Here is a 22,430-nt window from a genome sequence, read left to right as displayed (position 1 = left end):
AATAATGAGTTTCTTTAATTCTATAAACATAAGTGCTACTGGTCTTACGGCAGAAAGATTAAGAATGGATACAATTTCTAAGAACATTGCAAATGCAAATACAACAAGAACAGCAAACGGCAGCCCATATAGAAGACAGGTGGTTGTTTTTAAGACAAAAGAAGCAAATATTCCATTTTCACAATATCTAAATAAGACTATAGGTAATGATGCCAAGTTTAATGGAGTAGAGGTTGTTGGTGTAAAGGACCATCAGTCTCCATATAAAAAGATCTATGACCCAGGACATCCAGATGCAGACCAAGAAGGGTATGTATCTATGCCTAATGTTGATATTATAACTGAGATGGCTAACATGATTTCAGCCTCAAGGGGCTACGAGGCCAATGTAACTGCCTTAAACACATCAAAATCAATGGCAATGAAGGCACTTCAAATAGGAAGATGATAAGGAGGTTAGAAAATGAATATTCAACAGGTTAACTTAACACCAAATACAAGCTTAGGACTTTTAGAGCCTAAAGAACAAAATAAAGAAACCTCCTTCTCTTCATTATTTATGGAGGCGGTAAAAAACGCTGACAAATTATCAAAGACAAGTGAGGATTATACTGTTAAGCTGGCGGCGGGAGAAGTAGATAGCCTTCACGAAGTTATGATCGCTGCACAAAAATCAGAAGTAGCATTACAGCTAGTCATAGAAATAAGAAATAAGGTGCTGGACGCTTATCGAGAAATTACTAGAATGCAGATTTAATTATAGCTGAGATGAGGTGAACCAATGACTGAAGCAGTTGAAACGATGCGGAACCAGCTTAATGAGTATTTTCAAGGGATGGAAAAGAAGCAAAAAATAAAATTAGCACTAACTACTTTGTTCATTTTACTAGCATTAACTGCTATAATACTTTATTTTACACGAACTGAGTATGTAGTAATTTATAATGACTTAGATGCTAAACAAGCTGGTGAAGTAATTAGTACTTTAGAAACCAATAATATTAAGGCAAAATCGGGAGATACTGTAGGAACAATTTTAGTGGCTAAGGAGGATGAGAAAAGAGCCCAAATGGTTGTAGCTACTCAAGGGCTACCAACAGCTCGCTTTTCATATGAAGATGCCTTTTCTAATTCCTTTATGATGACCAGTGAAGAGAGAACCCAAAGGTTTTTATATGCACAGCAAAACTATCTAGCCAGTACTGTTGAAGAAATCCCTGGCGTTAGAAAGGCAGTAGTACATTTAACTGTACCTGATAAAAGTGGATTTGTTTTTTCAGACAACGAAAGAACCTCAAAGGCGTCGGTATTTATTGATTTAGACCCCAGTGCAAAGCTTGATAAAAACAGTATTAATGGTATTGTAATGCTGGTATCAAACGCTGTGGAAGGTCTTTATCCCGAAAATGTTACTGTTCATGGTAATGATGGTAGAGTTTTAAATAGTCAAAATGAAGCAGGAGACTCATTTGACACTAATAATCATATTGATCTACAGCAGGCAGTTAAAAGTGATTTGGAAAAAAGTATAGGCGATTTCTTGTCAACTGTATACGGGTATGGTAATGTTGCAGTTATGGCTAATGTAAAACTGGACTTTGACAGTGAAATTACTGAAATATTGGAGTTTTCCCCACCTATAGATGGAGAAACATCAGGAATTATAAGAAGTATGCAGGAGCTTCAGCAAAATGTAGTAAATGAAGAAGCAGGCGGTATTCCCGGAACAGATTCTAACACAGAAGATATAACCCAATATGTAGAAAATGATTCAAATGTCTCAAGATACAATGAAGCCAGCAGAACTATTAATTATGAAATAAATGAACTTCGTCAAAAGATTGTTAAAGCACAAGGCCAAGTTCAAGATATAACAATAGCAGTCTACATAAATAGTAATGCAATTAACGGAGGTCAATTGACTGACGAGGAAAGAAAAGAGCTGCAAAATATTATTTCGGCGGCAGCAGGGCTTGATACTAGAGTAGTACAGGTGGGAGTTCAAGAATTCAGCAACTCAATTGAAGAACAGTTAAGATCAGCAATGGAAAATCAAGGCCCTCAAGGTGGCTTAGCAAGTATCCCATTATGGTTGTGGGGTATAGCTGGAACATTGCTGCTTGCGTCGGTATATCTAGCTTCAACTAAATTAAGAAAGAAAAAGGAAGAACCTGTGGAATCTATTAGGGAATTAATTCCACAAGATGAATTAGAAGAAATAGATTTAGAGCTGTCTGGATCACAGGCTAAACAACAAATAGAAAAAATGGTTTCTAAGAAGCCCGAAGCTGTTGCTCAGCTCCTAAGAAACTGGTTAAGCGAAGATTAGGGGTGATCGAAGAATGAGAAAGGGTACAAAGGGGGAATTATCTGGTCGTGAAAAGGCGGCAGTTTTGCTAATAAGCTTAGGACCAGAATTCTCAGCACAAATATTTAAGCATCTAAACGACGAAGAAATTGAAGAGCTTACTCTTGAAATAGCAAATATGAGAAAGGTACCCCCTGACGAAAAGGAAAAAATTCTTGAAGAATTCTATGAAATATGCGTAGCACAGGAGTACATTTCTGAGGGTGGTATAAATTATGCAAAGGACGTATTAGAAAAGGCGTTAGGCTCACAAAAAGCCATGGATATTATAAACAAGCTGACTGCATCATTACAGGTAAAGCCCTTTGATTTTGCAAGAAAGGCAGACCCAAGTCAGTTGCTTAATTTCATTCAAAATGAACATCCACAAACCATAGCATTAATTTTAGCATATTTGCCATCAAATCAATCGGCACAGATACTATCTTCATTACCACAATCAAAGCAATCTGAAATAGCTCAAAGAATAGCTATAATGGACAGAACTTCTCCAGAAATAATTAAAGAGGTTGAATCTGTTTTAGAAAGGAAGCTATCTTCATTAGTAAGTCAAGATTATACATCTGCAGGTGGTATTCAGTCAATTGTAGACATTCTTAATTCAGTTGACAGGGGTACTGAAAAGAATATAATGGATAATTTAGAAATACAAGATGCAGAGCTAGCAGAAGAAATCAGAAAAAGAATGTTTGTATTTGAAGATATCATTAATCTTGATAGCACATCAATTCAAAGGTTCATACGGGAAATTGATAACAAAGAGCTTGCTGTTGCATTAAAGGGAGCTACAGAGGAAGTATCAGATGTTATTTATGCCAACATGTCTAAGCGTATGGCAGAAATGATTAGAGAAGATATGGAATTCATGGGACCTGTACGATTAAGGGATGTTGAGGAGGCCCAGCAAAAAATTGTTAATATAATTAGAAAGCTTGAGGAAGCAGGAGAGATCATCATAGCCAGAGGTGGAGGAGATGAAATAATTGTCTAAAATTAGGGTTTTAAAATCTGCTGAGGTAAAATTAGGTGATAAAAAGGAAATAGACTTTAATGAAATTAAGCTAAACAACATAATAAAGCTCCACAGTAATGAAGAAGCTGTAAATGAAGAAGAAATAGATACATGTAATGATGAGGCAAATAAGATAAATGAAGAACTGGAAGCTATGCTAAATGAGGCAAAGGAAGAAGCCCAAAGAATTATAGAGGAAGCTAAGAAGGAAGCAGCCTTCATCCTTGGAGAGGCATATGAGGATAGTAAAAACATATTCGAGAATGCTAAAAGGGAAGGCTATAGTGCTGGAATAGCTGAAGGTAAAGACCTTGGACATCAGGAGGTAGCAGAACACATAGATGAAGCAAAAAATATAAAGCTACAAGCTTTGGAGGAGAAAAACCGAGCTATTAAAGAGGCAGAGAAGGATGTAGTTAAATTAGTAATAGAGTGTGTAAATAAAATTATCAATTATAAGCTAGAAGAAGATAACTCCTTGTTATTGGAAGTCATTAGAGCAGGTTTGGAAAAATCAACCTTTACAGAATCAATAGTTATTCGCGTATCAAAAGCAGATTATGATCTAGTAAATACAGAGAAAAACAAAATATTTATGATGACAGACGGCATTGAAAAAATGGATGTAAGGTGTGATGCCTCTTTACCCTCTGGTGGTGTCATGATTGAAACCCTGTCGGGAACAATTGACTCCAGTATTAGTACTCAAATAAAAGCAATAGAAAAGATTCTTACCGACATAACTATAAGTGAGTGATATTATGGCCTTAACTAATTTTAATAAATATATAGAAGCTATCCAATCAACAGACCTAATCAGATACACAGGTCAAGTATCTCAGGTTATTGGTCTAACAATTGAGTCAATAGGACCAGCTGTTAAAATAGGAGAAGTATGTATAATACATACATTAAAGGGCAAAAAACCAGTTTTAGCCGAGGCAGTTGGCTTTAAGGAGAAAAAGGTGCTTTTAATGCCCCTGGGTGAAATGGAAGGAATAGGACCAGGTAGCAAAGTAGAAGCAACTGGAACCTCCTTAAAGGTTAAGGTGGGAAGTGGCCTGTTGGGAAGGGTTTTGGATGGACTTGGGGAGCCAATTGATGGAAAAGGTCCGATAGTAGCATCGAAAAACTACCCAGTAATGGGGATTCCACCCAATCCATTGGCGAGGAAGCGTATTAAAGAGCCATTAACAGTAGGAATTAGAGCAATAGATGGTATGCTAACCTGTGGCAATGGACAGCGTATTGGTATTTTCTCTGGAAGCGGTGTTGGGAAAAGCACACTACTGGGGATGATTGCAAGAAATACACAGGCTGATGTTAATGTAATAGCATTAATTGGAGAAAGAGGACGTGAGGTTAAAGAGTTTATAGAAAATGACCTACAGGAGGAGGGCCTTAAAAGATCAGTAGTAATTGTTGCAACCTCTGATCAGCCACCTCTAATAAGGATGAAGGGAGCATTACTAGCAACCTCAATAGCTGAATACTTTAGAGATTTAGGAAGTAATGTAATGCTATTAATGGATTCTTTAACAAGGTTTTCAATGGCCCAGAGGGAAATTGGGTTAGCTATAGGAGAGCCTCCAGTTACCAAAGGCTATACTCCATCTGTTTTTACTGTACTTCCAAGACTACTGGAGCGTTCTGGAACCTCTGAAGAGGGTTCGATAACTGGCTTATATACAGTACTGGTGGATGGTGACGATATGAATGAACCAATTGCCGATGCAGTAAGAGGTATTTTGGACGGTCATATAGTTTTATCAAGAAAGCTAGCTAACAAAAATCATTACCCAGCTATTGATATATTATCCAGTGTAAGCAGGGTTATGCCAAATATAGTGGATAATAACCATTTAGCGGCAGCATCGAAAATTAAAGAGATTTTAGCAACCTATAATGAATCAGAGGACTTAATTAATATTGGAGCATATGTAAAGGGAACCAATAAAAAAATAGATTACTCAATCAGCAAAATAGAAGAAATAAGCAATTTCTTAACCCAGGGCACCCACGAAAAGGCAAATTTTGCAGATACATCTGAGGCAATGATTCAGATATTAAATAAGTAAGGAGGCAGGTTATGAAAAACAAGTTTTCCTTCAGATTTGAATCAATACTTAACCTAAAGGAAAAGCAAGAGGACAATAAAAAGATACTATTAGGAACTGCTACAAAAAAGCTTAAAAAAGAAGAAGAGAATCTAATGAGTCTTAAAAGCAAGAAGAACAGTATAGCCACTGAATGGAAGGAAAAAACAAAGGAAGCAATATCTATTAAGGAAGTACAAATACAAGCTTCTAAAATGAATTATATTGATGATGTAATAAAGCAACAGAATAAAATAATAATCAGCTGCGAAGAGGATGTTACTAACCATAGAGTACAGTTGATTGAGGCTACAAAGCAATCAAAAATATTCAATAGACTTAAGGAGAAGGATACCGATGTCTATAAATATCAGCTTATGAAAAACGAAGAATCACTTTTAGATCAGTTGGTCTCCTATAGATCTGCCACTAAGTAAGGAGGATAAGATGAGTCAAGAAAATAACAAAAACGGAGCCTTAAAAGCAGTAGCAATTGTTGCAGTATCATTCCTATTAGTTCCTGTTGTGACAGCTGCAATTATATATTATGCAAATCAAGATTTTAGATATAAGGCAAATGAAGCTTTGACAGTCTTACCTGGTGGGGTAGGAGAATATTTTGAAAATATGCCAACAAGGGAAGAGGAAGAGCTAATAAAGCAGCAAATTGCAAAATATTACATAACACTTGAAGAGGATAGATTAACAGATAAGCTAATGCTTATTAAAGCTGAGGATGAAAAGCTGTTTCAAGAGTTGGTATTACTGCTTACTAAAGAAAACTCCACAAAAATGAGAAATATAAGTGAAGCCATTAGATTAAAGGACCTAGAGGAAAATTCTCTAAAAAGAATGATAGAGGAAATTCAACAGGAGGAAATGGAAAATGCTTTACTAATTACCGATTACCTAACATCCTTAAAGCTAAGTGATGGCGTATTAGCCTTTGAAAGAAGCTTTAACAGTGGAGAAATAACACTAGAAATGATACCAATTATTTTTGATGCTATACCTAATGAAGAAGGAGCTAAGCTATTACAATACATAGATTCAGAAATGCAAGAAAGAATTAAGTTTAATTTATCAGCTACTAAAAAGGCAGAGCTAAACAAAGTAATTGAAGGTATACACCATAGGGAAAATCAGCTTAAGGAAGCTACAATGATATATGAAGAAAAAAGCATAGAGGAGCTTATTGCTATATTAGGAACTACAGACCAGTATAATATTCAGGATCTTTCAATTATATATATGAACTTATCCTTAGATAAGGGTGGCAAAGTTCTATCAAGGGTACAAGACAATGAAATGATATTTGACCTATATGAAAATATTAACGAAATAGAAAAGCTTAATGGAGCTGAAGGCAATATTTCCACTGCACTTGCAGCTTCAGTACAGGCCCATAAAAACTATAATAGTAAAATTAATGAGCTAGTAGAAATTTATCAAAAAATGCCAACTGTAGAGCTGGCTAAGGTTGTAGAGCAAATGCTAAATAGCAATCAAATATACTACAGACAACAGCTAACAAATGAGGAAGAATTAAGATTTACAAACCAACAGCTTGTGTTAGATGTTTTAAAGGAGTTTAAACCAACATTAACTGCCAGTCTTATTGAAAACTTTAGTACACAACGGGCCATTGAGCTAGCACAAAAAATAATGACCCGATAAATATATCTAATGTGAAGGGAGGTGAAAAGAATGATGGAACTAAACAACATCTTTGCAGCTAAGGATTTAACCCCAATGCAGCCTATAAAGAAGGGCTTAAAAAAAGAAGCATCCTCTAGCTTCCAAAATGTATTTGATAGGTTAAGCACTGAAAAGCCAGCTAAGGACAACAATAATGAAGCTAATAAATTAAGGGGTATGGATACCTTTGAAGCCAAAAACAAAGAGATTAAATCCCATAGCCAGCTGGAAAAGCCTATAGAGGAAGAGGAATTCTTAATTATAGAAGATGAGATAGAAGTTAGTCAGCATCAAAATGAAGCAGCTATAATAACTGAACTCATTAGTCAGCTAGAGGATTTAATAAACATTGGTTTATTAGAGGAAAAGGAAGCTGTAGAGCTTAAAGAAGCATTATTAAGCTTAAATGGAAGTAATGAAGAATTTCTTGCCCTAGTTAGTAGGCTAGAAGCTAAAATCAACCTGCTAATAGAAGCTAATGCTAATACTGAAATAATGCATCAGACATTAGATGTAGATCCTGAAAAAGCTGTTACCCTTAACCCCGCTGAAAAAGAAATTATGGAAAAGGCATTAAAAGCTCTAAAGGAGATTAAAGAGGAGCTTAAGACCCAAAAGCCAACAGAAGAGTCAGCAATTAAGGCTATATCAACTGAGGACAACACTATATCCACTAACGATAAAGCTACATCAGGTAAAACTATCACCAATGATATGTCTACTAGAGAGGGTATCAATGGAAATGGAATAAATGAGTTGGATAAAACAGTGGATAAGGAAGCTTCTAAATTAGTAGCACCAATACAAGAGGGACAAAAGAAGCCAGCAACAGATGATACAAAGCTAATCACGAAGGAACTCCCAATTAAAGAGGATTCTACTGAAGTAATTACCTTTGACACCCAACAAAATAGAGTATTAACAACAGAAAAGGTAATATCAATGATAAACCAATCCCCTACATCAGCTGATTCAAAGGATATTATAAATCAGGTGATAAATAAGGTAGAATTTCTTGTATTAAACAACAAAAACCAGTTAAAAATGCAGCTAACTCCAGAAAAATTAGGGACCTTGACAATTAAAATATCTGTTGAAGATGGAGTGCTAACTGGAAAGGTTTTTACAGAAAACCCCCAGGTTAAAGAGCTAATAGAAAACAACCTAAATCAATTAAAAATCAACCTAGGAGAAAAGGGTATATCTGTAAGCAGCCTAGAGGTTTCTGTAGGTGAAAATCAGCAAGACTTCAGAAGAAATGCAGGCTTCTATCAAAGACAGAAAAATAAAAAGACTACTACAGAAGCAGCAAATTCTATAGCTGCAAGCTATTTAGAAGAAAACACAATATCTAATCCATATCTAGTAACTTCAAAATTTAATGGAGTAGTTTAAAGAAGGGAGGATCTAAAGTGAGCAATATTTCAGAAGTTAACAACTTGTATAGAACCTATGACAATGAAGGAAGTAAATCAAAAAAGACCAATGACCTAAATAAGGATACCTTTTTAAATTTACTGGTTGCACAAATGCAAAACCAAGACCCTCTTAACCCAATGGAGGATAGAGAATTTATTTCACAGATGGCTCAGTTTTCATCTTTAGAGCAAATGCAGAACTTAAATCAAACAATGACTAATACACAAAATGAGTTGGTAGAGCATTTGAAACACATGAACAATAATTTAGTAAAGAGCCAAACAGCAATATTAGACGAAATTGAAAGGCTAGGAAGACATTTGGGAGTTCCTATTGAAGAAACAGAAGTAGATGAGACTGAAGATAATAGCTCTGAAGAAAATGATTCAGAGGTGGAAGTAACTGAATAGTTAAGTTCTCAGGATAATTGTCACGGGAGGTGTCAAAGAATGTATGACAATATGAGAATAAAACAAAGCTCCCTGCAACAGCCAAAGATACAACAGTTAAACAAGCAACCACATAAAAACCATAGCTTTGACTCAATTCTACAAAAAAAGATAAATCAAAGTATTCAGTTGAAGTTCTCAAAGCATGCTATGGATAGACTTGAAAAGAGAAATATTCAGTTGAGTGGTAGTGATATGACAAGGCTAAACCAAGCATTGGATATGGCTTCACAAAAGGGAATTAAAGAAACATTAATAATGATGGATAATAGGGCATTTGTGGCAAGTGTCACCAATAAAACCATCATAACAGCAGCAGTTGATGAGCAATTAAAGGAAAATGTCTTTACAAATATTGATGGTGCTGTAATAGTCTAAGCCGGACCGTCTATGGAGGCTTACCGTTTCTGACTGATAGATGAATCGGAGTACCAAATATTAATAGGAGGTCGAATTAATTATGATGAGATCAATGTTTTCAGCCGTATCGGGCTTAAGAGCACACCAGACCCGTATGGATGTTATTGGTAATAACATAGCAAATGTAAATACTGTGGGCTTTAAGGGCTCAAGAGTAACCTTTCAAGAGGTATTTAGCCAAACTGTAAGGGGGGCAGGTTCTCCACAGGGTGGTAGAGGTGGTACAAATCCACAGCAAATAGGTTTAGGTATAAATGTTGCTTCAATGGATACCTTCCACATTAGAGGAGCAGTTGAGAGAACAGACTATAACACAGATTTAATGATTAATGGAGACGGCTTCTTTATAGTGGCCGACGACCCAAACTTTCTTAATAGAAGCTACACAAGGGGTGGAAATTTCGCCCTTGATGAAGCAGGTAACCTAGTAACTGCCGACGGCTTTAGGGTTTTAGGTTATATGGCAGACGAAAATGGAGTTTTAAAATCTAACCTAGAGGGGTTACAAATTTCAAAGGCAGTAACCTTCGATGCAAAGGTAACAGCAAATGTTGGGTTTGAAAGCAATTTAGACAGCGAAACAGTTATTTATACTGGCACAGATCCAGTGGTTGAAGTAGGAGGCACAACTACAGCAGACTCTGTTTATCGTACTATTCTTCAAGACCCCAGCTCACCCTATGATGCAACATCAAATCCAGTAATAAAATATGAGATTAATCCTATACATGAGGATAAGGTTGCTAGGGAAACCTCTTATCAGGTATATGACAATTTAGGTGGTATACATCAAATAAAGCAGGTATTTGTTAAAGTACCAGGGGTAACAGGCCCACCTGACCTGAGTCAGTTTAGAGTTGAAACCTTCTATGTTAAGGAAAACGGTGAAATGATTCATGCAACTGCTGGAGCAGGTATAACAGGCACAGCCCCTACACTGCAATTTGATACTAACGGGAAAATTGTAGGTGGACTAAATGCAGCATATCAGATAGATGAGGCATTAACAAATGGTGCAGGTGACTTCACCTTCGATGTAGATTTTTCAAAGCTTACAATGTTCGCAAACACCTCTACAGCCTCTGCAACTAAAATTGATGGCTATAAGCAGGGCACCTTAAGTGAATTTACAATAGCCTCAACAGGAGAAGTAATGGGTATATTCGACAATGGTCAGAGAAGAATTTTAGGTCAAATAGCTTTAGCAAACTTTAAAAATCCAGCTGGCTTAGAAAAGACCTCGGCAAATATGTACAGAACCACTTCGAACTCGGGACAAGCAATGGAAGGTGTTCCTGGCGCTGGTGGCTTTGGAAACTTAAATCCTGGTGCATTAGAAATGTCTAATGTAGACCTTTCTAGGGAGTTCACAAATATGATAACTACACAGCGTGGTTTTCAGGCAAACTCAAGAATAATAACCACCAGTGATGAAATGCTTCAAGAGGTTGTTAACATGAAGAGATAGTATAAATGCAAATAATCCCGGGTACCCTGTACCCGGGAAATTAAAGGATGATTGATATGATAAAGCTAAAAAGGTTGAATCAATCAGCAACAATAGTTATTAATGCAGAATTAATAGAGATGATAGAAGAAACACCAGATACTATAATTAAGCTAACAAATGGAACAAAGCTGGTGGTTCAAAATAGCTTAGACGAAGTAATCGAATTGGTTATTGAGTATAAGCAAAGAATTCATTTAGGAATTCAAAAAAATATTGAATAAGGCAGAAATGAGGTGACGACTTGGATATAGCAACTATTATTGGTATTGTTGTCGGTACGGCCTTTGTAATAATGGGAATATTGATTGATGGTGACCTAATGACCTACTATAACCTAGCTTCAATCTTTATTGTTATTGGTGGTACGGTAGCTGCAACATTTGTGGCATACCCATTGGCAAAGGTATTAGAGGCCATGAAAATTGTCTCAAAGGCATTCTCCAATAAAGAAATTCAACCAACTGAGATTATTCAAAAAATTATTGGACTTGCTAATGTAGCTAGAAAGGAAGGGCTTTTAGCCCTTGAAGAGGCTGCTGAATCTATTGATGACAAGTTCTTACAAAAAGGAATAATGCTTATAGTAGATGGTACCGATCCAGAGCTTGTAAGAAACCTTTTGGAAACTGAATTGGCTTTTGTGGAGGAAAGACATACTAATGGACAAAGTATATTTGAATCTATGGGGACATTCTCACCGGCCTTTGGTATGATTGGAACTTTAATTGGTCTAATCAATATGCTTAAGAAATTAGACGACCCCTCATCAATTGGACCTAGTATGGCGGTTGCCTTAATTACAACCTTTTATGGGTCATTGTTGGCGAACCTAGTGTTTTTACCGATTGCCAATAAATTAAAGCTTAGAAGCCGTGAAGAAATTATGCGTAAGGAAATTATGGTAGAGGGACTTCTATCTATACAAGCAGGTGAAAATCCAAGAATCATTGAAGAAAAACTAAAGGCATTCTTACCGCCGAAGAGTAGACAAGTAGCAGAAGTTAAAGAGGAAGGCGTGGGAGCCAATGGCTAGAAAAAGACCAAAGGAACAGGGAAAAAAAGGATCTCCTGAATGGATGACTACATATGGAGATATGGTAACACTATTACTTTGCTTCTTTGTACTACTGTTTTCTTTTTCTGAAATAGATGCTAAAAAGTTTGAAGCCATGATACGCTCCTTTCAGGGATCAATTGGAGTTCTTGAAAATGGTAATACAATAGAAGTTAGTGAGTATATTTCAGAGGCTCTTGATGATGATCTTACCACAGACCAACAACAGGAACTGGAGGATTTTAGAGAGCTTAAAGAAAAGCTAGAAGCCTTCTTAACAGAAAATAATTTAGAGGGAGATGTACTAGTTACTTTAGAGGTTAGAGGCTTAGTGCTACGCTTCCAGGACAATGTTCTATTTGACTCAGGAAGTGCCGAGCTTAAAAGCACATCTAGGGAAATATTAACATATTTATCAACCTTTTTGGTAGAACCAGATTTAATATCTAAATATGTAAGAATAGAAGGACATACCGATACAGACCCCTTAAGACCTAGCTCAAGGTATGAAACCAACTGGGAGCTATCGGTTGCAAGGGCAGCCAATGTCGTAAGATACTTAATTGAAGAGGTTGGATTAGAGCCTAAACGGTTTTCAGCTTCAGGCTATGGTGAATATCATCCTATAGCACCTAATGATACAGCAGAAAATAAAGCTAAAAATCGACGGGTTGATATTGTAATATTAAAGTCTGAATTGGCAATATCATTACCCCAAGAATCAATGATGGAGGACTAACATGGAGACAAAAAAAATTATTATATTTGGGATTATAGGTTTTATATTATCTGCTATATTTTTCGGCTCAATATTTTACTTTACTGTATTAAGAAATAATGATAATGAAGAAAACATAAAGTCCTATGAGTTTTCTCTAGGAGAGTTTACTGCTAATTTAAGCAATGTAAGAACCTTTTTTAAAAGTACGATTGTAGTGGAAACAACTAACGAGAAGCTATTAGAGACATTTGAAGAGAAAAATGCAGAAATTAGAGACCAAATAATTAAAACCTTAATTACAAAAACTCCAGATATTTTACTAACTGAAGATGGACAGGAGAACCTTCGTAAGGAAATAAAGAGCATTGTAGCTAGAATTGTCGAAGCAGATGAAATAACTAATATATATTTTGTCGACTACATAATCCAATAGGAGGTGAAGTCGTTGTCAGATGTATTATCTCAAAATGAAATTGATGCTTTGCTAAAAGCATTAAACAGTGGAGAAGTAGACGCCGACGATATTAAAGAAGAGAAGCAGGAGAAAAAAATAAGACCCTATGATTTCAAGAGTCCTAAAAAGCTAGCAAAGGATCAATTAAGGACCCTGCACATAATACATGATAATTTTTCTAGAGTTTTGAATACCTTTTTGTCTGGATACCTAAGAAGCTATATTCATACTGAAGTATTATCTGTAGAAGAGTTATCATATTATGAGTTTAGCAATTCAATTGTTAATCCAGCTGTATTATCTGTTGTAAACTTCTCACCCCTCTCAGGACAAATAATATTAGAGATTTCACCCTCAATTGTATTTACTTTTATTGACCGAATTTTAGGTGGTAATGGTAAAGGGATGGAGGAAAAGCGAAACTTTACTGAAATTGAAATGACTCTAGTTAGAAAACTAAAGAAGCAAATATTAGACCTAATGATTGATCCCTGGGAGAATGTAATAGAGCTAGAGCCTAAGCTAGAAAAAATAGAGAATAATTCTCAGTTTGTTCAAATTGTATCACCTAATGAAACAGTTGCATTAGTTACCCTTAGCCTTAAAATAGGTGAAATAGAAGGGTTAATGAATATATGTATTCCCCATATAGTAATTGAGCCTATAATAGAAAAGCTAAGTACAAAATTCTGGTTTTCTACTATTAGCAAAACAATTACAGGTGAAGCAAAAGAAGGCTTAAAAAAGCGGGTTGAGAAAAGTAAAATTGGAATAAATGTATTGCTTGGCAAGGCACGTATTACCGTTAGAGATTTTTTAGAGCTACAGCAGGGGGATGTAATTATGCTGGACTCCTTAGTAAACAATGAACTTGAAATTTGTGTTAGTGATAGACAAAAATACTATGGGATACCAGGAACTGTAAAAAACAAATTATCAGTTCAAGTTACCCGAATTGACAGGAAAGGAGATGAGCAGGATGAGTGATATGCTATCTCAAGAAGAAATTGATGCTCTGTTACGAGGTGCTGGTGATGTAGATGATAATAGCCAAGAGAATGAGTTTGATTTTACTAGTGATGAGAAGGACACAATAGGTGAAATAGGTAATATTAGTATGGGAACTGCTGCAACTACCTTATCAACCCTATTGGGGAATCGAGTAAACATTACAACCCCTAGAGTATCTATCTTAGCTCTAGAGCAATTGGAGGAGGAGTATCCCATCCCTTTTGTAGCTGTTGATGTTCAGTATAAAGAGGGTTTAGAAGGCTTGAATGTACTAATAATGAAGGATACAGATGTTAAAATCATTACAGACTTAATGATGGGTGGTGTTGGAGAAGCATCTGAGGAACCATTATCTGACATACATTTAAGTGCTATAGGAGAGGCAATGAATCAAATGGTTGGCTCAGCTTCCACTTCACTGTCAGAAATGTTTACTAAAAAAATAGATATTTTTCCACCGAGAGTGTTTCCAATGGATTTATCATCTGACAATTTCAAAGAGCTATTTCCGGAGTTCACCATGAAATTTGCTCGTATATCCTTTAGATTGGTGATTGGCGATTTAATTGATAGTGAAATTATGCAGTTGATACCAATTGATTTTGCCAAAGAAATGGTTGATAAATTAATGTATAGCTATAGTAATGAACCATCGGAGGTGGTTAATCAAGTGAAAACAAATACATCGACTGTGGAGGAGAAAAGGGAAAATCCAGCAAGTGAAAATCAACAGCCTTTAAATACAGCTAGGGAAATTCCGCAAGCTCAACCAAGAAGAGAGCAACCTGTTAATGTTCAGCCTGCACATTTTCAATCCTTCGATCAATCTACAGCTAAGGGTGTTCCTGAGAATATTGACTTAATTCAGGATGTACCATTAAATGTAACGGTTGAACTGGGCAGAACAGTAAAAAGAATAAGTGAAATACTTGAATTTGGACCAGGAACAATTATAGAATTGGACAAAATAGTTGGTGAGCCATTAGATATATTGGTTAATGGTCAATATGTGGCAAAGGGAGAAGTAGTAGTTATTGATGAAAACTATGGTATAAGGATAACCGACATAGTTAGCTCTACCAAGAGATTTGCAAAAATATAAGTACTATAACAATTACATTTATTCATTGTTTACAAATATTAAAATAGATTGAACTTGACTGTTCAATAAGTGTATAATACCATTAAGAGGGTTACATACAAAAATTTTAGTATTTATTAACAAATATTACGAATGATTGTTAAAAGCAATTAAAGGGAGGAATTATAAATGGCAAAAGGAATTTTAATAGTTGATGATGCTGCTTTCATGAGGATGATGATAAAGGACGTACTAACAAAAAATGGATTTGAGGTAGTTGGAGAAGCAGAAAATGGAGCTAAGGCTATAGAAAAGTTTAAGGAATTAGAGCCTTTATTAACTATTATGGATATTACTATGCCAGAAGTTGATGGTATACAAGCTGTTAAGGAAATAAAGAAAATTGATGCCAATGCTAAGGTAATAATGTGCTCTGCTATGGGGCAACAGGCAATGGTAATTGAAGCAATTCAGGCGGGTGCCAAGGACTTTATTGTAAAGCCCTTTCAGGCAGACCGTGTAATTGAAGCTGTAAAAAAAGTGTTAGGCTAATAAGGTGCTGTAATGATAGAGGGAATTTTTACTGTCCTTACTTTATTATTAGCACTGGCAGTAGTTTTATTTCTTGCCTATGGAACTACTCTTTTGATTGGTAAAAAATCAGGAGCTTTATTCAATAACTCCTCTGTTAAGGTTTTAGAGAGGGTCCCTATTGGGCAACAGGCTGATATAACCATAATTCAAATTCATAACAGGGTATATATTCTGGCGATGCAAAGCAAAAACATAGAAGTTATAGATACTATGGAAGTAACAGAATGGCATTTAAACAAAGAGTCCTACACTTCCAATACAAAAGACAAGAAAAGCTTAGAACTGTCTGGTCTAAGGTCAAGAAAATTAGGTGAAATATTAAAGAATCAAGTCTTTAAAAAAGGTGATGAAGATAACAACAATGAGAATAATAAACATTAATAAAAGCAAAAAAAGCAGTATAAAATATTTGATTCTTGTCTTTGTTGTTGTAGCGATATTTACATTCTCTAGTATAGAAGTAAATGCCCAACCAGAATTTACAATTCCTAGAATTGGACTGAGTGTTGAGGAGGCAGAAACTCCTCAGCAGGTAACAACCTCTTTGCAAATTCTGTTTTTACTTACTATTCTTTCATTGGCTCCTGCTATACTTATAATGATGACGGGGTTTACGAGAATAATTATAGTACTATCCTTCTTAAGAAATGCAATAGCTACACAGCAAACTCCGCCAACCCAAGTTTTAATTGGTTTAGCATTGTTTTTAACCTTTTTTATAATGAGCCCTATAGCTGTAGAGATTAATGAAACTGCAGTACAACCATATTTGGCAGAGGAGATTTCTGATGCTGAAGCCATTGAAAACGCCATGAAACCATTGCGGGAGTTTATGTTTAGACAAACTAGAGAAAAGGATCTAGCTCTATTTATGGAGATAGCTAATGAAGGTACACCAGCCTCGCTGGAGGATATACCAACCTTAACTCTAATACCTGCTTTTATTATTAGCGAACTAAAAACAGCCTTCCAATTAGGCTTTGTGTTATTTATTCCCTTTATAGTTATAGATATGGTTGTAGCAAGCACATTGATGTCCATGGGTATGATGATGCTTCCCCCAGCTATGATATCATTACCATTCAAGCTATTACTATTTATAATGGTGGATGGATGGAATGTAATAATTAAATCTTTAGTTACTGGCTTTAATTAGGGGTGATTATATGAATGAAGCAATGGTAATTGAATTAGGTCAACAAACCTTATATACGATATTATTAATGTCTGCTCCTATGTTGGGTATTGGATTATTAGTTGGTCTTGCTGTAAGTATTTTTCAAGCCACAACTCAGATTCAAGAGGCAACACTAGCCTTTATACCTAAAATAGTGGCTATATTTGCAGCTATAGTTATATTTAGTCCATGGCTTTTATCAGTAATAATTAATTTTACTACAATGCTCTTTTCCAATATGAGTATTTATGTACAGTAAATGAGTGAGCATAATGAATGATTTAATGGTTTTCATTACAAATAATTTCATTTTATTTTTATTAATATTAGTAAGGGTAACTGGAATATTCGTTGCAGCACCAATCTTTTCAAGGGCAAACATTCCAATGCTGTACAAAATATGCCTGTCTGCTGCAATATCCTTTATTATGTTACCAATATTAATTAACGACTATTCAATAGAAGCTGATGCAACATTATCAATATTCTTTTATGCAGTTTCTGAATTTATGATTGGACTTATTATTGGTTTTATATCCTTTATGTTTTTTTCTGTTTTATATTTGGCAGGTACAATAATTGATACACAAATGGGCTTTGGTATGGTAAGTGTTTTTGATCCACAAACCAACACACAAATTCCTGTAATGGGTAACTTTTATAATAATCTGTTATCACTATTATTTATTGTTATCAACGGTCATCACCTATTGATTAAGGCTTTAGTTCATAGCTATTTTTTAATTCCTATTGGAGTAGCCTTTAATATTAACCTTGATGCAGTAAATTTATTTACAGCTATAATGAGTGAAATATTTCTGTTGGCATTTAAGTTTAGTGCCCCCGTTTTACTAACAATTTTCTTAGGCAATGTAGTTTTAGGTATATTAGCTAGAACAATGCCCCAGATGAATGTGTTTATAGTTGGTCTACCACTTAAAATCATGATTGGAATTACAACCGTAATAATAACATTGCAATACTTTATTCCTTTTTCTGAAATGCTGTTTGACAGAATGATAACTGCCATATACGAGATGATGCAAACTTTATCAAGAGGTTGATATTATGAATTATACTTTGAATATTAATTTACAGCTATTTTCTGAGGAAAAAACCGAGAAGGCAACCCCTAAAAAGGTTAAAGAGTCAAGAGAAAAAGGACAGGTATTACATAGTAAAGAGGTTAATTCAGCATTTTTACTGATAGCAGCATTTTTAACAATCTATTTATTTGCAAATTATATTGGAGGGTCAATAGGTAACCTAACAAATTATGTCTTTGAAAACTTTTTAACTACAGATTATGTTTTTTCTACAAGCAACATCTATAGATTGATAATTTTTTGTATGTATAACATTTTTCTAATAATCCTACCGGTTGCTGGTATTTGCTTTTTAATCGGCTTAATAGCCACCTATATGCAGGTAGGATATTTGTTTACAACACAAACATTGACGATTAAGTTTAGTAAGTTAAATCCTATTGAGGGCTTTAAAAGAATTCTTTCACTAAAGGCCTTAGTGGAACTCTTTAAGTCTATAGTAAAAATCGTTTTTATAGGCTATGTTGTATTTGTTTATGCAAGAAATAATATTGGTACAATTTTCAATACCATATCTATGGATATAGAGACTATTGTGGCAACCCTTGTGTCAACCTCCTTTCATATAGGAATAACAGCAGGAATTGTTCTAGTTTTTCTGGCTATAATGGATTATTTGTATCAAAGGTATGAGCATGAAAAGAGCTTGAAAATGACTAAGCAGGAAATTAAAGAGGAGTTTAAGCAAACTGAGGGTAATCCACAAATAAAATCAAAGATTAAAGAAAAGCAAAGACAAATGTCAATGCGTCGTATGATGCAGGATATCCCAAAGGCAGATGTTATAATTACAAACCCAACACATTTTGCTATAGCCATAAAGTATAATAATATGGAGGACCAAGCTCCAAAGGTGTTGGCAAAAGGACAAGATTTAGTTGCCCATAGAATAAGGGAGCTTGCAAGTAGCCACGAAATACCCATTGTTGAAAACAAACCTTTAGCACGAAGCTTATATAATCAAGTGGATATTGGTGATTTTATTCCTCCTGACCTATATCAAGCGGTTGCTGAAGTTCTAGCATACGTATATCAAATAAATAACAGAATCTAAGGGGGGCCGTCGATGAAATTCGGAGATGTAATTGTTGTACTTGCAGTTATAGCGTTAGTTATTATTATAATTATCCCCATACCTTTAGGAGCCCTAGATGTATTACTTAGCTTTAATATATCCTTAGCTCTACTAATTTTAATTATTGCAATGTATAACAAAGAAGCGTTACAATTTTCTATCTTTCCTTCTTTGCTACTTCTAACAACCCTGTTTAGATTAGCTTTAAATATCACTACAACTAGGTACATATTATCAGAGGGTAATGCAGGAAGCGTTATTGAGACCTTTGGAGATTTTGTAATGCAGGGGAATGCAGTTGTTGGATTTATAGTATTCTTAATTATTATAATTATTCAGTTTCTAGTAATTACAAAGGGTTCTGAAAGGGTTGCAGAGGTAGCAGCAAGATTTACACTTGATGCTATGCCTGGTAAGCAGATGGCAATTGATGCAGACTTAAATGCTGGACTAATTGACGATCGAGAGGCTAGAGAACGTAGAATAAAGATTCAGAGGGAATCAGACTTCTACGGTTCAATGGATGGTGCCAGTAAGTTTGTAAAGGGAGATGCTATAGCTGGTATAGTTATTACCATTATTAATATAATAGCAGGCTTAATTATAGGTGTATGGCTTGGTGGCTTAGACTTTGCTACTGCAATTCAAAAATATACATTATTAACTGTAGGAGATGGACTTGCAAGTCAGATTCCTGCACTTTTAATATCTACTGCCACTGGTATTGTTGTTACTAGAGCAGCCTCTGAAGGTAACCTAGGCAGTGACCTGCTTAGTCAGCTATTTAATCAGCCTAAGGTAATGTTTATAATCTCTGGAGTATTGTTTGCTTTAGGACTAACCCCATTACCTAGACTTCCATTCTTTCTATTATCTATAATATTTTTATACCTAGGCTTTCAATTAAGAAAAGCCATTAAGGCAGCTGAGGTTGAAGATATAGCCTCTGAAACACAGGATGATGCTGAAGAAAAGAGAAGACCAGAAAATGTTTTACCTCTATTAAACATTGATCCTATAGAGCTGGAGTTTGGGTATGGTATTATACCATTGGCAGATACTAACCAGGGTGGCGACCTTTTTGATCGCTTTGTAATGATTAGAAGACAGTGTGCTATGGAGCTTGGAATTATTGTACCTATGATTAGATTAAGGGATAATATCCAGTTAGAGGCAAACCAATATGTTATTAAAATTAAAGGTGTAGAAATAAGCGGTGGAGAGATAGTTTTTGATCATTACTTGGCTATGAATCCTGGTTCAGCAGAAGGTGAGGTTGAGGGTATTGATACCATAGAGCCCGCCTTTGGATTGCCTGCTAAATGGATTGATGAGCAGGAGAGGGAGAAGGCAGAAATTCTTGGCTTTACAGTAGTTGATCCCCCATCAATTATTGCTACCCACTTAACGGAAATCATTAAAAAGCACTCCCATGAGCTTCTAGGAAGGCAGGAGGTTAAGAAGCTAGTTGATAATGTACGTGAAAGCAATTCAGCATTAGTTGATGAAATAATCCCTAATCAGCTTTCCTTGGGTGAAATACAAAAGGTATTAAGGAACCTGTTAAAGGAGGGTGTTTCAATACGAAATATGGTTACAATACTAGAAACACTTGCCGACTATTCTGGAGTAACAAGAGATACGGATATGCTTACTGAATATGTGAGACAGGCCTTATCTAGGGTTATAACAAAGCAATTTATTAACAATCAGCCTACAAAGGTAATAACCCTTGACCAAGGACTAGAGCAAAAAATAATTGACTCTATTCAGCAAACAGAGCGGGGCAACTATGTATCTATAGATCCTGATATAATTCAATTAATACTAAAGAATCTATCCCAACATGTACAAAGACTAATGTCTTTGGGTGAACAGCCTATAGTGATTACAGCACCGATTGTAAGACTATATTTTAAAAGACTAACTGAGCAATTAACCTCAGACCTAATAGTTTTATCCTATAATGAAATAGATCCATCGGTGGAAATCGAATCAATAGGGATGGTGAATATTTAATGAAGGTGAAAAAGTTTTATGTATATAATAATCGGGAGGCAATAATTAAGATCAGAGCAGAGTTGGGACCAGATGCTGTTATACTCCATCAAAAGAAGGTTAAGCAAAAAGGGCTGTTTGGCTACTTTAAAAAGCCCATGATTGAAGTGGTAGCAGCAATTGAAGATACCCAAGCTCCAAAGCCTATTGAAGTCAAAAAAGAACCTAAAGAATTCTTAATTAAAAAGCCAGAGGATGTTTTAAGGGAAAGGGTAGAGCAAAAGCAGCCTGATAAAAGTCAGCCGATAAAGCCAGTAGCAAAGGATGAAATACTCGAAATAAAGGATATGCTATATAGTGTTTTAAAGAAGGTAAACAATGATGATATAAATGATATTATTAAAAGAACAGAGAATAAAGAGTTAGCCAACATATATAGCTGCTTAAAGGATAATGAAATTGAAGATCATATTTTAGAAGAAATATTAAATCAGCTAAGCGAAAGCATTAGAGAAGATAAAATAATTGATAGTAAAGAGGCCTTAATAAATAGACTGAAGAAAATTGTAGATCATTACATCATTGATAATAAGAAGCCATCATCAAAGGTGATATTTTTTGTTGGACCTACAGGTGTGGGTAAGACAACAACCATTGCTAAGCTGGCAGCCCATTACTCAATTAATGAGGGAAAAAAAATTGGATTTATTAGCGCCGATACTTATCGTATTGCTGCTGTAGAGCAGTTGAAAACCTATAGTGATATATTAAGTATTCCAGTAGAGGTTATTTATAATCCAGATGAAATACATGATGCTATAGAAAAACTAAAATCTCACGATATTATTATGATAGACACTGCTGGAAGGAGTCACAAAAACCATAAGCAGGTGGATGAATTAAAGGAACTACTAAATCAAGTAATGGAAAAGGAAACTTACCTTGTTGTTAGCTGTACGTCAAAGAATAAGGATATAAAGGAAATTATAAATACCTATAGCTTCATAGACAATTATAAAATTATTTTCACAAAAATAGATGAGGCAACCACCTATGGTACAATAATTAATACTGCAGTAGAAACACAAAAACCCATTTCCTATATTACTACTGGACAAAGTGTTCCAGACGATATTGAAATAATGAGTGTTGATAAAGTAGTAAGCCTTTTAATGAAGGAGGCTTAA

The 22,430-nt window shown here is 35.2% G+C and carries 26 protein-coding genes; all 26 read left to right on the top strand.

All coding sequences use genetic code 11. From position 1 onward, the window contains the following. The first annotated feature begins 4 nt into the window (after nt 1-4). A complete protein-coding gene (gene flgC, locus F8154_RS05045) occupies nt 5-448 on the top strand; it encodes a flagellar basal body rod protein FlgC (RefSeq protein ID WP_151860516.1) in 444 nt (147 codons plus the stop codon). 15 nt (nt 449-463) lie between these two features. Further along, nucleotides 464-757 (top strand): flagellar hook-basal body complex protein FliE, encoded by a 294-nt coding sequence (gene fliE / locus F8154_RS05040; protein WP_151860515.1) that lies wholly within the window; start codon nt 464-466, stop codon nt 755-757. Nucleotides 758-781: 24 nt separating this feature from the next. After that, nucleotides 782-2,329 (top strand): flagellar basal-body MS-ring/collar protein FliF, encoded by a 1,548-nt coding sequence (fliF, locus tag F8154_RS05035; protein WP_151860514.1) that lies wholly within the window; start codon nt 782-784, stop codon nt 2,327-2,329. 13 nt (nt 2,330-2,342) lie between these two features. Beyond that, nucleotides 2,343-3,359: a flagellar motor switch protein FliG gene (fliG, locus tag F8154_RS05030; RefSeq protein ID WP_151860513.1), complete on the top strand. Its 1,017-nt coding sequence runs from the start codon at nt 2,343-2,345 to the stop codon at nt 3,357-3,359. Beyond that, entirely contained in the window at nt 3,352-4,137 is a 786-nt protein-coding gene (locus F8154_RS05025) for a FliH/SctL family protein (protein ID WP_151860512.1), read from the top strand. Before fliG ends, F8154_RS05025 begins: the two co-directional genes overlap by 8 nt. 4 nt (nt 4,138-4,141) lie before the next feature. Next, complete coding sequence (gene fliI / locus F8154_RS05020; protein ID WP_151860511.1) at nt 4,142-5,458, top strand: flagellar protein export ATPase FliI; 1,317 nt, start codon at nt 4,142-4,144, stop codon at nt 5,456-5,458. Nucleotides 5,459-5,469: 11 nt separating this feature from the next. Next, entirely contained in the window at nt 5,470-5,913 is a 444-nt protein-coding gene (gene fliJ / locus F8154_RS05015; RefSeq protein WP_151860510.1) for a flagellar export protein FliJ, read from the top strand. 10 nt (nt 5,914-5,923) lie between these two features. After that, a complete protein-coding gene (locus tag F8154_RS05010) occupies nt 5,924-7,153 on the top strand; it encodes a hypothetical protein (RefSeq protein ID WP_151860509.1) in 1,230 nt (409 codons plus the stop codon). Between the two features lie 30 nt (nt 7,154-7,183). Further along, nucleotides 7,184-8,569, top strand: a complete 1,386-nt coding sequence (locus F8154_RS05005) for a flagellar hook-length control protein FliK (RefSeq protein WP_151860508.1) — start codon at nt 7,184-7,186, stop codon at nt 8,567-8,569. Nucleotides 8,570-8,586: 17 nt separating this feature from the next. Continuing rightward, nucleotides 8,587-9,003, top strand: coding sequence for a flagellar hook assembly protein FlgD (locus F8154_RS05000; RefSeq protein WP_151860507.1), 417 nt, complete (start codon nt 8,587-8,589; stop codon nt 9,001-9,003). 39 nt (nt 9,004-9,042) lie between these two features. Beyond that, nucleotides 9,043-9,420, top strand: a complete 378-nt coding sequence (locus F8154_RS04995) for a TIGR02530 family flagellar biosynthesis protein (protein WP_151860506.1) — start codon at nt 9,043-9,045, stop codon at nt 9,418-9,420. A gap of 82 nt (nt 9,421-9,502) precedes the next feature. Next, on the top strand, nt 9,503-10,930 hold the full coding sequence (locus F8154_RS04990) for a flagellar hook protein FlgE (RefSeq protein ID WP_151860505.1): 1,428 nt from the start codon (nt 9,503-9,505) through the stop codon (nt 10,928-10,930). A gap of 56 nt (nt 10,931-10,986) precedes the next feature. Further along, nucleotides 10,987-11,193, top strand: coding sequence for a flagellar FlbD family protein (locus F8154_RS04985; protein ID WP_151860504.1), 207 nt, complete (start codon nt 10,987-10,989; stop codon nt 11,191-11,193). A gap of 20 nt (nt 11,194-11,213) precedes the next feature. Continuing rightward, nucleotides 11,214-12,005: a flagellar motor protein gene (locus tag F8154_RS04980; RefSeq protein ID WP_151860503.1), complete on the top strand. Its 792-nt coding sequence runs from the start codon at nt 11,214-11,216 to the stop codon at nt 12,003-12,005. Then, nucleotides 11,998-12,765, top strand: coding sequence for a flagellar motor protein MotB (locus tag F8154_RS04975; protein ID WP_151860502.1), 768 nt, complete (start codon nt 11,998-12,000; stop codon nt 12,763-12,765). The genes F8154_RS04980 and F8154_RS04975 overlap by 8 nt, the downstream gene beginning before the upstream one ends. A gap of 1 nt (nt 12,766) precedes the next feature. Next, nucleotides 12,767-13,180, top strand: coding sequence for a flagellar basal body-associated FliL family protein (locus F8154_RS04970; RefSeq protein ID WP_151860501.1), 414 nt, complete (start codon nt 12,767-12,769; stop codon nt 13,178-13,180). Between the two features lie 12 nt (nt 13,181-13,192). Further along, nucleotides 13,193-14,188, top strand: coding sequence for a flagellar motor switch protein FliM (fliM, locus tag F8154_RS04965; RefSeq protein WP_151860500.1), 996 nt, complete (start codon nt 13,193-13,195; stop codon nt 14,186-14,188). Then, nucleotides 14,181-15,314, top strand: a complete 1,134-nt coding sequence (gene fliY, locus F8154_RS04960; protein ID WP_151860499.1) for a flagellar motor switch phosphatase FliY — start codon at nt 14,181-14,183, stop codon at nt 15,312-15,314. The genes fliM and fliY overlap by 8 nt, the downstream gene beginning before the upstream one ends. Before the next feature lie 168 nt (nt 15,315-15,482). Further along, complete coding sequence (locus F8154_RS04955) at nt 15,483-15,845, top strand: response regulator (protein WP_151860498.1); 363 nt, start codon at nt 15,483-15,485, stop codon at nt 15,843-15,845. A 12-nt stretch (nt 15,846-15,857) separates the two neighbouring features. After that, nucleotides 15,858-16,268 carry a flagellar biosynthetic protein FliO gene (locus F8154_RS04950; RefSeq protein WP_151860497.1) on the top strand — a complete coding sequence of 137 codons (411 nt, stop codon included), beginning with the start codon at nt 15,858-15,860 and terminating at the stop codon, nt 16,266-16,268. Then, nucleotides 16,249-17,043 (top strand): flagellar type III secretion system pore protein FliP, encoded by a 795-nt coding sequence (fliP, locus tag F8154_RS04945; protein ID WP_243141172.1) that lies wholly within the window; start codon nt 16,249-16,251, stop codon nt 17,041-17,043. Before F8154_RS04950 ends, fliP begins: the two co-directional genes overlap by 20 nt. Before the next feature lie 10 nt (nt 17,044-17,053). Next, nucleotides 17,054-17,323 carry a flagellar biosynthesis protein FliQ gene (fliQ, locus tag F8154_RS04940; RefSeq protein WP_151860495.1) on the top strand — a complete coding sequence of 90 codons (270 nt, stop codon included), beginning with the start codon at nt 17,054-17,056 and terminating at the stop codon, nt 17,321-17,323. 13 nt (nt 17,324-17,336) lie between these two features. Beyond that, a complete protein-coding gene (gene fliR / locus F8154_RS04935) occupies nt 17,337-18,128 on the top strand; it encodes a flagellar biosynthetic protein FliR (RefSeq protein WP_151860494.1) in 792 nt (263 codons plus the stop codon). 4 nt (nt 18,129-18,132) lie between these two features. Next, a complete protein-coding gene (flhB, locus tag F8154_RS04930; protein WP_151860493.1) occupies nt 18,133-19,224 on the top strand; it encodes a flagellar biosynthesis protein FlhB in 1,092 nt (363 codons plus the stop codon). A 12-nt stretch (nt 19,225-19,236) separates the two neighbouring features. Further along, complete coding sequence (gene flhA, locus F8154_RS04925; RefSeq protein ID WP_151860492.1) at nt 19,237-21,264, top strand: flagellar biosynthesis protein FlhA; 2,028 nt, start codon at nt 19,237-19,239, stop codon at nt 21,262-21,264. Next, nucleotides 21,264-22,430, top strand: a complete 1,167-nt coding sequence (gene flhF, locus F8154_RS04920) for a flagellar biosynthesis protein FlhF (protein WP_151860491.1) — start codon at nt 21,264-21,266, stop codon at nt 22,428-22,430. The genes flhA and flhF overlap by 1 nt, the downstream gene beginning before the upstream one ends.

It is taken from the genome of Alkaliphilus pronyensis (assembly GCF_009017275.1).
GTDB lineage: Bacteria > Bacillota > Clostridia > Peptostreptococcales > Natronincolaceae > Alkaliphilus_C > Alkaliphilus_C pronyensis.
The sequence above is the reverse complement of the archived record's forward strand: the minus strand, read 5'-3'. Positions and strand labels throughout refer to the sequence as shown.

What these genes read in the sequence shown, in the direction of transcription:
- flgC (WP_151860516.1), top strand. Translation starts at nt 5, where the DNA reads ATGAGTTTCTTTAATTCTATAAACATAAGTGCTACTGGTCTTACGGCA.
- fliE (WP_151860515.1), top strand. Translation starts at nt 464, where the DNA reads ATGAATATTCAACAGGTTAACTTAACACCAAATACAAGCTTAGGACTT.
- fliF (WP_151860514.1), top strand. Translation starts at nt 782, where the DNA reads ATGACTGAAGCAGTTGAAACGATGCGGAACCAGCTTAATGAGTATTTT.
- fliG (WP_151860513.1), top strand. Translation starts at nt 2,343, where the DNA reads ATGAGAAAGGGTACAAAGGGGGAATTATCTGGTCGTGAAAAGGCGGCA.
- fliI (WP_151860511.1), top strand. Translation starts at nt 4,142, where the DNA reads ATGGCCTTAACTAATTTTAATAAATATATAGAAGCTATCCAATCAACA.
- fliJ (WP_151860510.1), top strand. Translation starts at nt 5,470, where the DNA reads ATGAAAAACAAGTTTTCCTTCAGATTTGAATCAATACTTAACCTAAAG.
- F8154_RS05010 (WP_151860509.1), top strand. Translation starts at nt 5,924, where the DNA reads ATGAGTCAAGAAAATAACAAAAACGGAGCCTTAAAAGCAGTAGCAATT.
- F8154_RS05005 (WP_151860508.1), top strand. Translation starts at nt 7,184, where the DNA reads ATGATGGAACTAAACAACATCTTTGCAGCTAAGGATTTAACCCCAATG.
- F8154_RS04995 (WP_151860506.1), top strand. Translation starts at nt 9,043, where the DNA reads ATGTATGACAATATGAGAATAAAACAAAGCTCCCTGCAACAGCCAAAG.
- F8154_RS04990 (WP_151860505.1), top strand. Translation starts at nt 9,503, where the DNA reads ATGATGAGATCAATGTTTTCAGCCGTATCGGGCTTAAGAGCACACCAG.
- F8154_RS04985 (WP_151860504.1), top strand. Translation starts at nt 10,987, where the DNA reads ATGATAAAGCTAAAAAGGTTGAATCAATCAGCAACAATAGTTATTAAT.
- F8154_RS04975 (WP_151860502.1), top strand. Translation starts at nt 11,998, where the DNA reads ATGGCTAGAAAAAGACCAAAGGAACAGGGAAAAAAAGGATCTCCTGAA.
- F8154_RS04970 (WP_151860501.1), top strand. Translation starts at nt 12,767, where the DNA reads ATGGAGACAAAAAAAATTATTATATTTGGGATTATAGGTTTTATATTA.
- fliY (WP_151860499.1), top strand. Translation starts at nt 14,181, where the DNA reads ATGAGTGATATGCTATCTCAAGAAGAAATTGATGCTCTGTTACGAGGT.
- F8154_RS04955 (WP_151860498.1), top strand. Translation starts at nt 15,483, where the DNA reads ATGGCAAAAGGAATTTTAATAGTTGATGATGCTGCTTTCATGAGGATG.
- F8154_RS04950 (WP_151860497.1), top strand. Translation starts at nt 15,858, where the DNA reads ATGATAGAGGGAATTTTTACTGTCCTTACTTTATTATTAGCACTGGCA.
- fliP (WP_243141172.1), top strand. Translation starts at nt 16,249, where the DNA reads ATGAGAATAATAAACATTAATAAAAGCAAAAAAAGCAGTATAAAATAT.
- fliQ (WP_151860495.1), top strand. Translation starts at nt 17,054, where the DNA reads ATGAATGAAGCAATGGTAATTGAATTAGGTCAACAAACCTTATATACG.
- fliR (WP_151860494.1), top strand. Translation starts at nt 17,337, where the DNA reads ATGAATGATTTAATGGTTTTCATTACAAATAATTTCATTTTATTTTTA.
- flhB (WP_151860493.1), top strand. Translation starts at nt 18,133, where the DNA reads ATGAATTATACTTTGAATATTAATTTACAGCTATTTTCTGAGGAAAAA.
- flhA (WP_151860492.1), top strand. Translation starts at nt 19,237, where the DNA reads ATGAAATTCGGAGATGTAATTGTTGTACTTGCAGTTATAGCGTTAGTT.
- flhF (WP_151860491.1), top strand. Translation starts at nt 21,264, where the DNA reads ATGAAGGTGAAAAAGTTTTATGTATATAATAATCGGGAGGCAATAATT.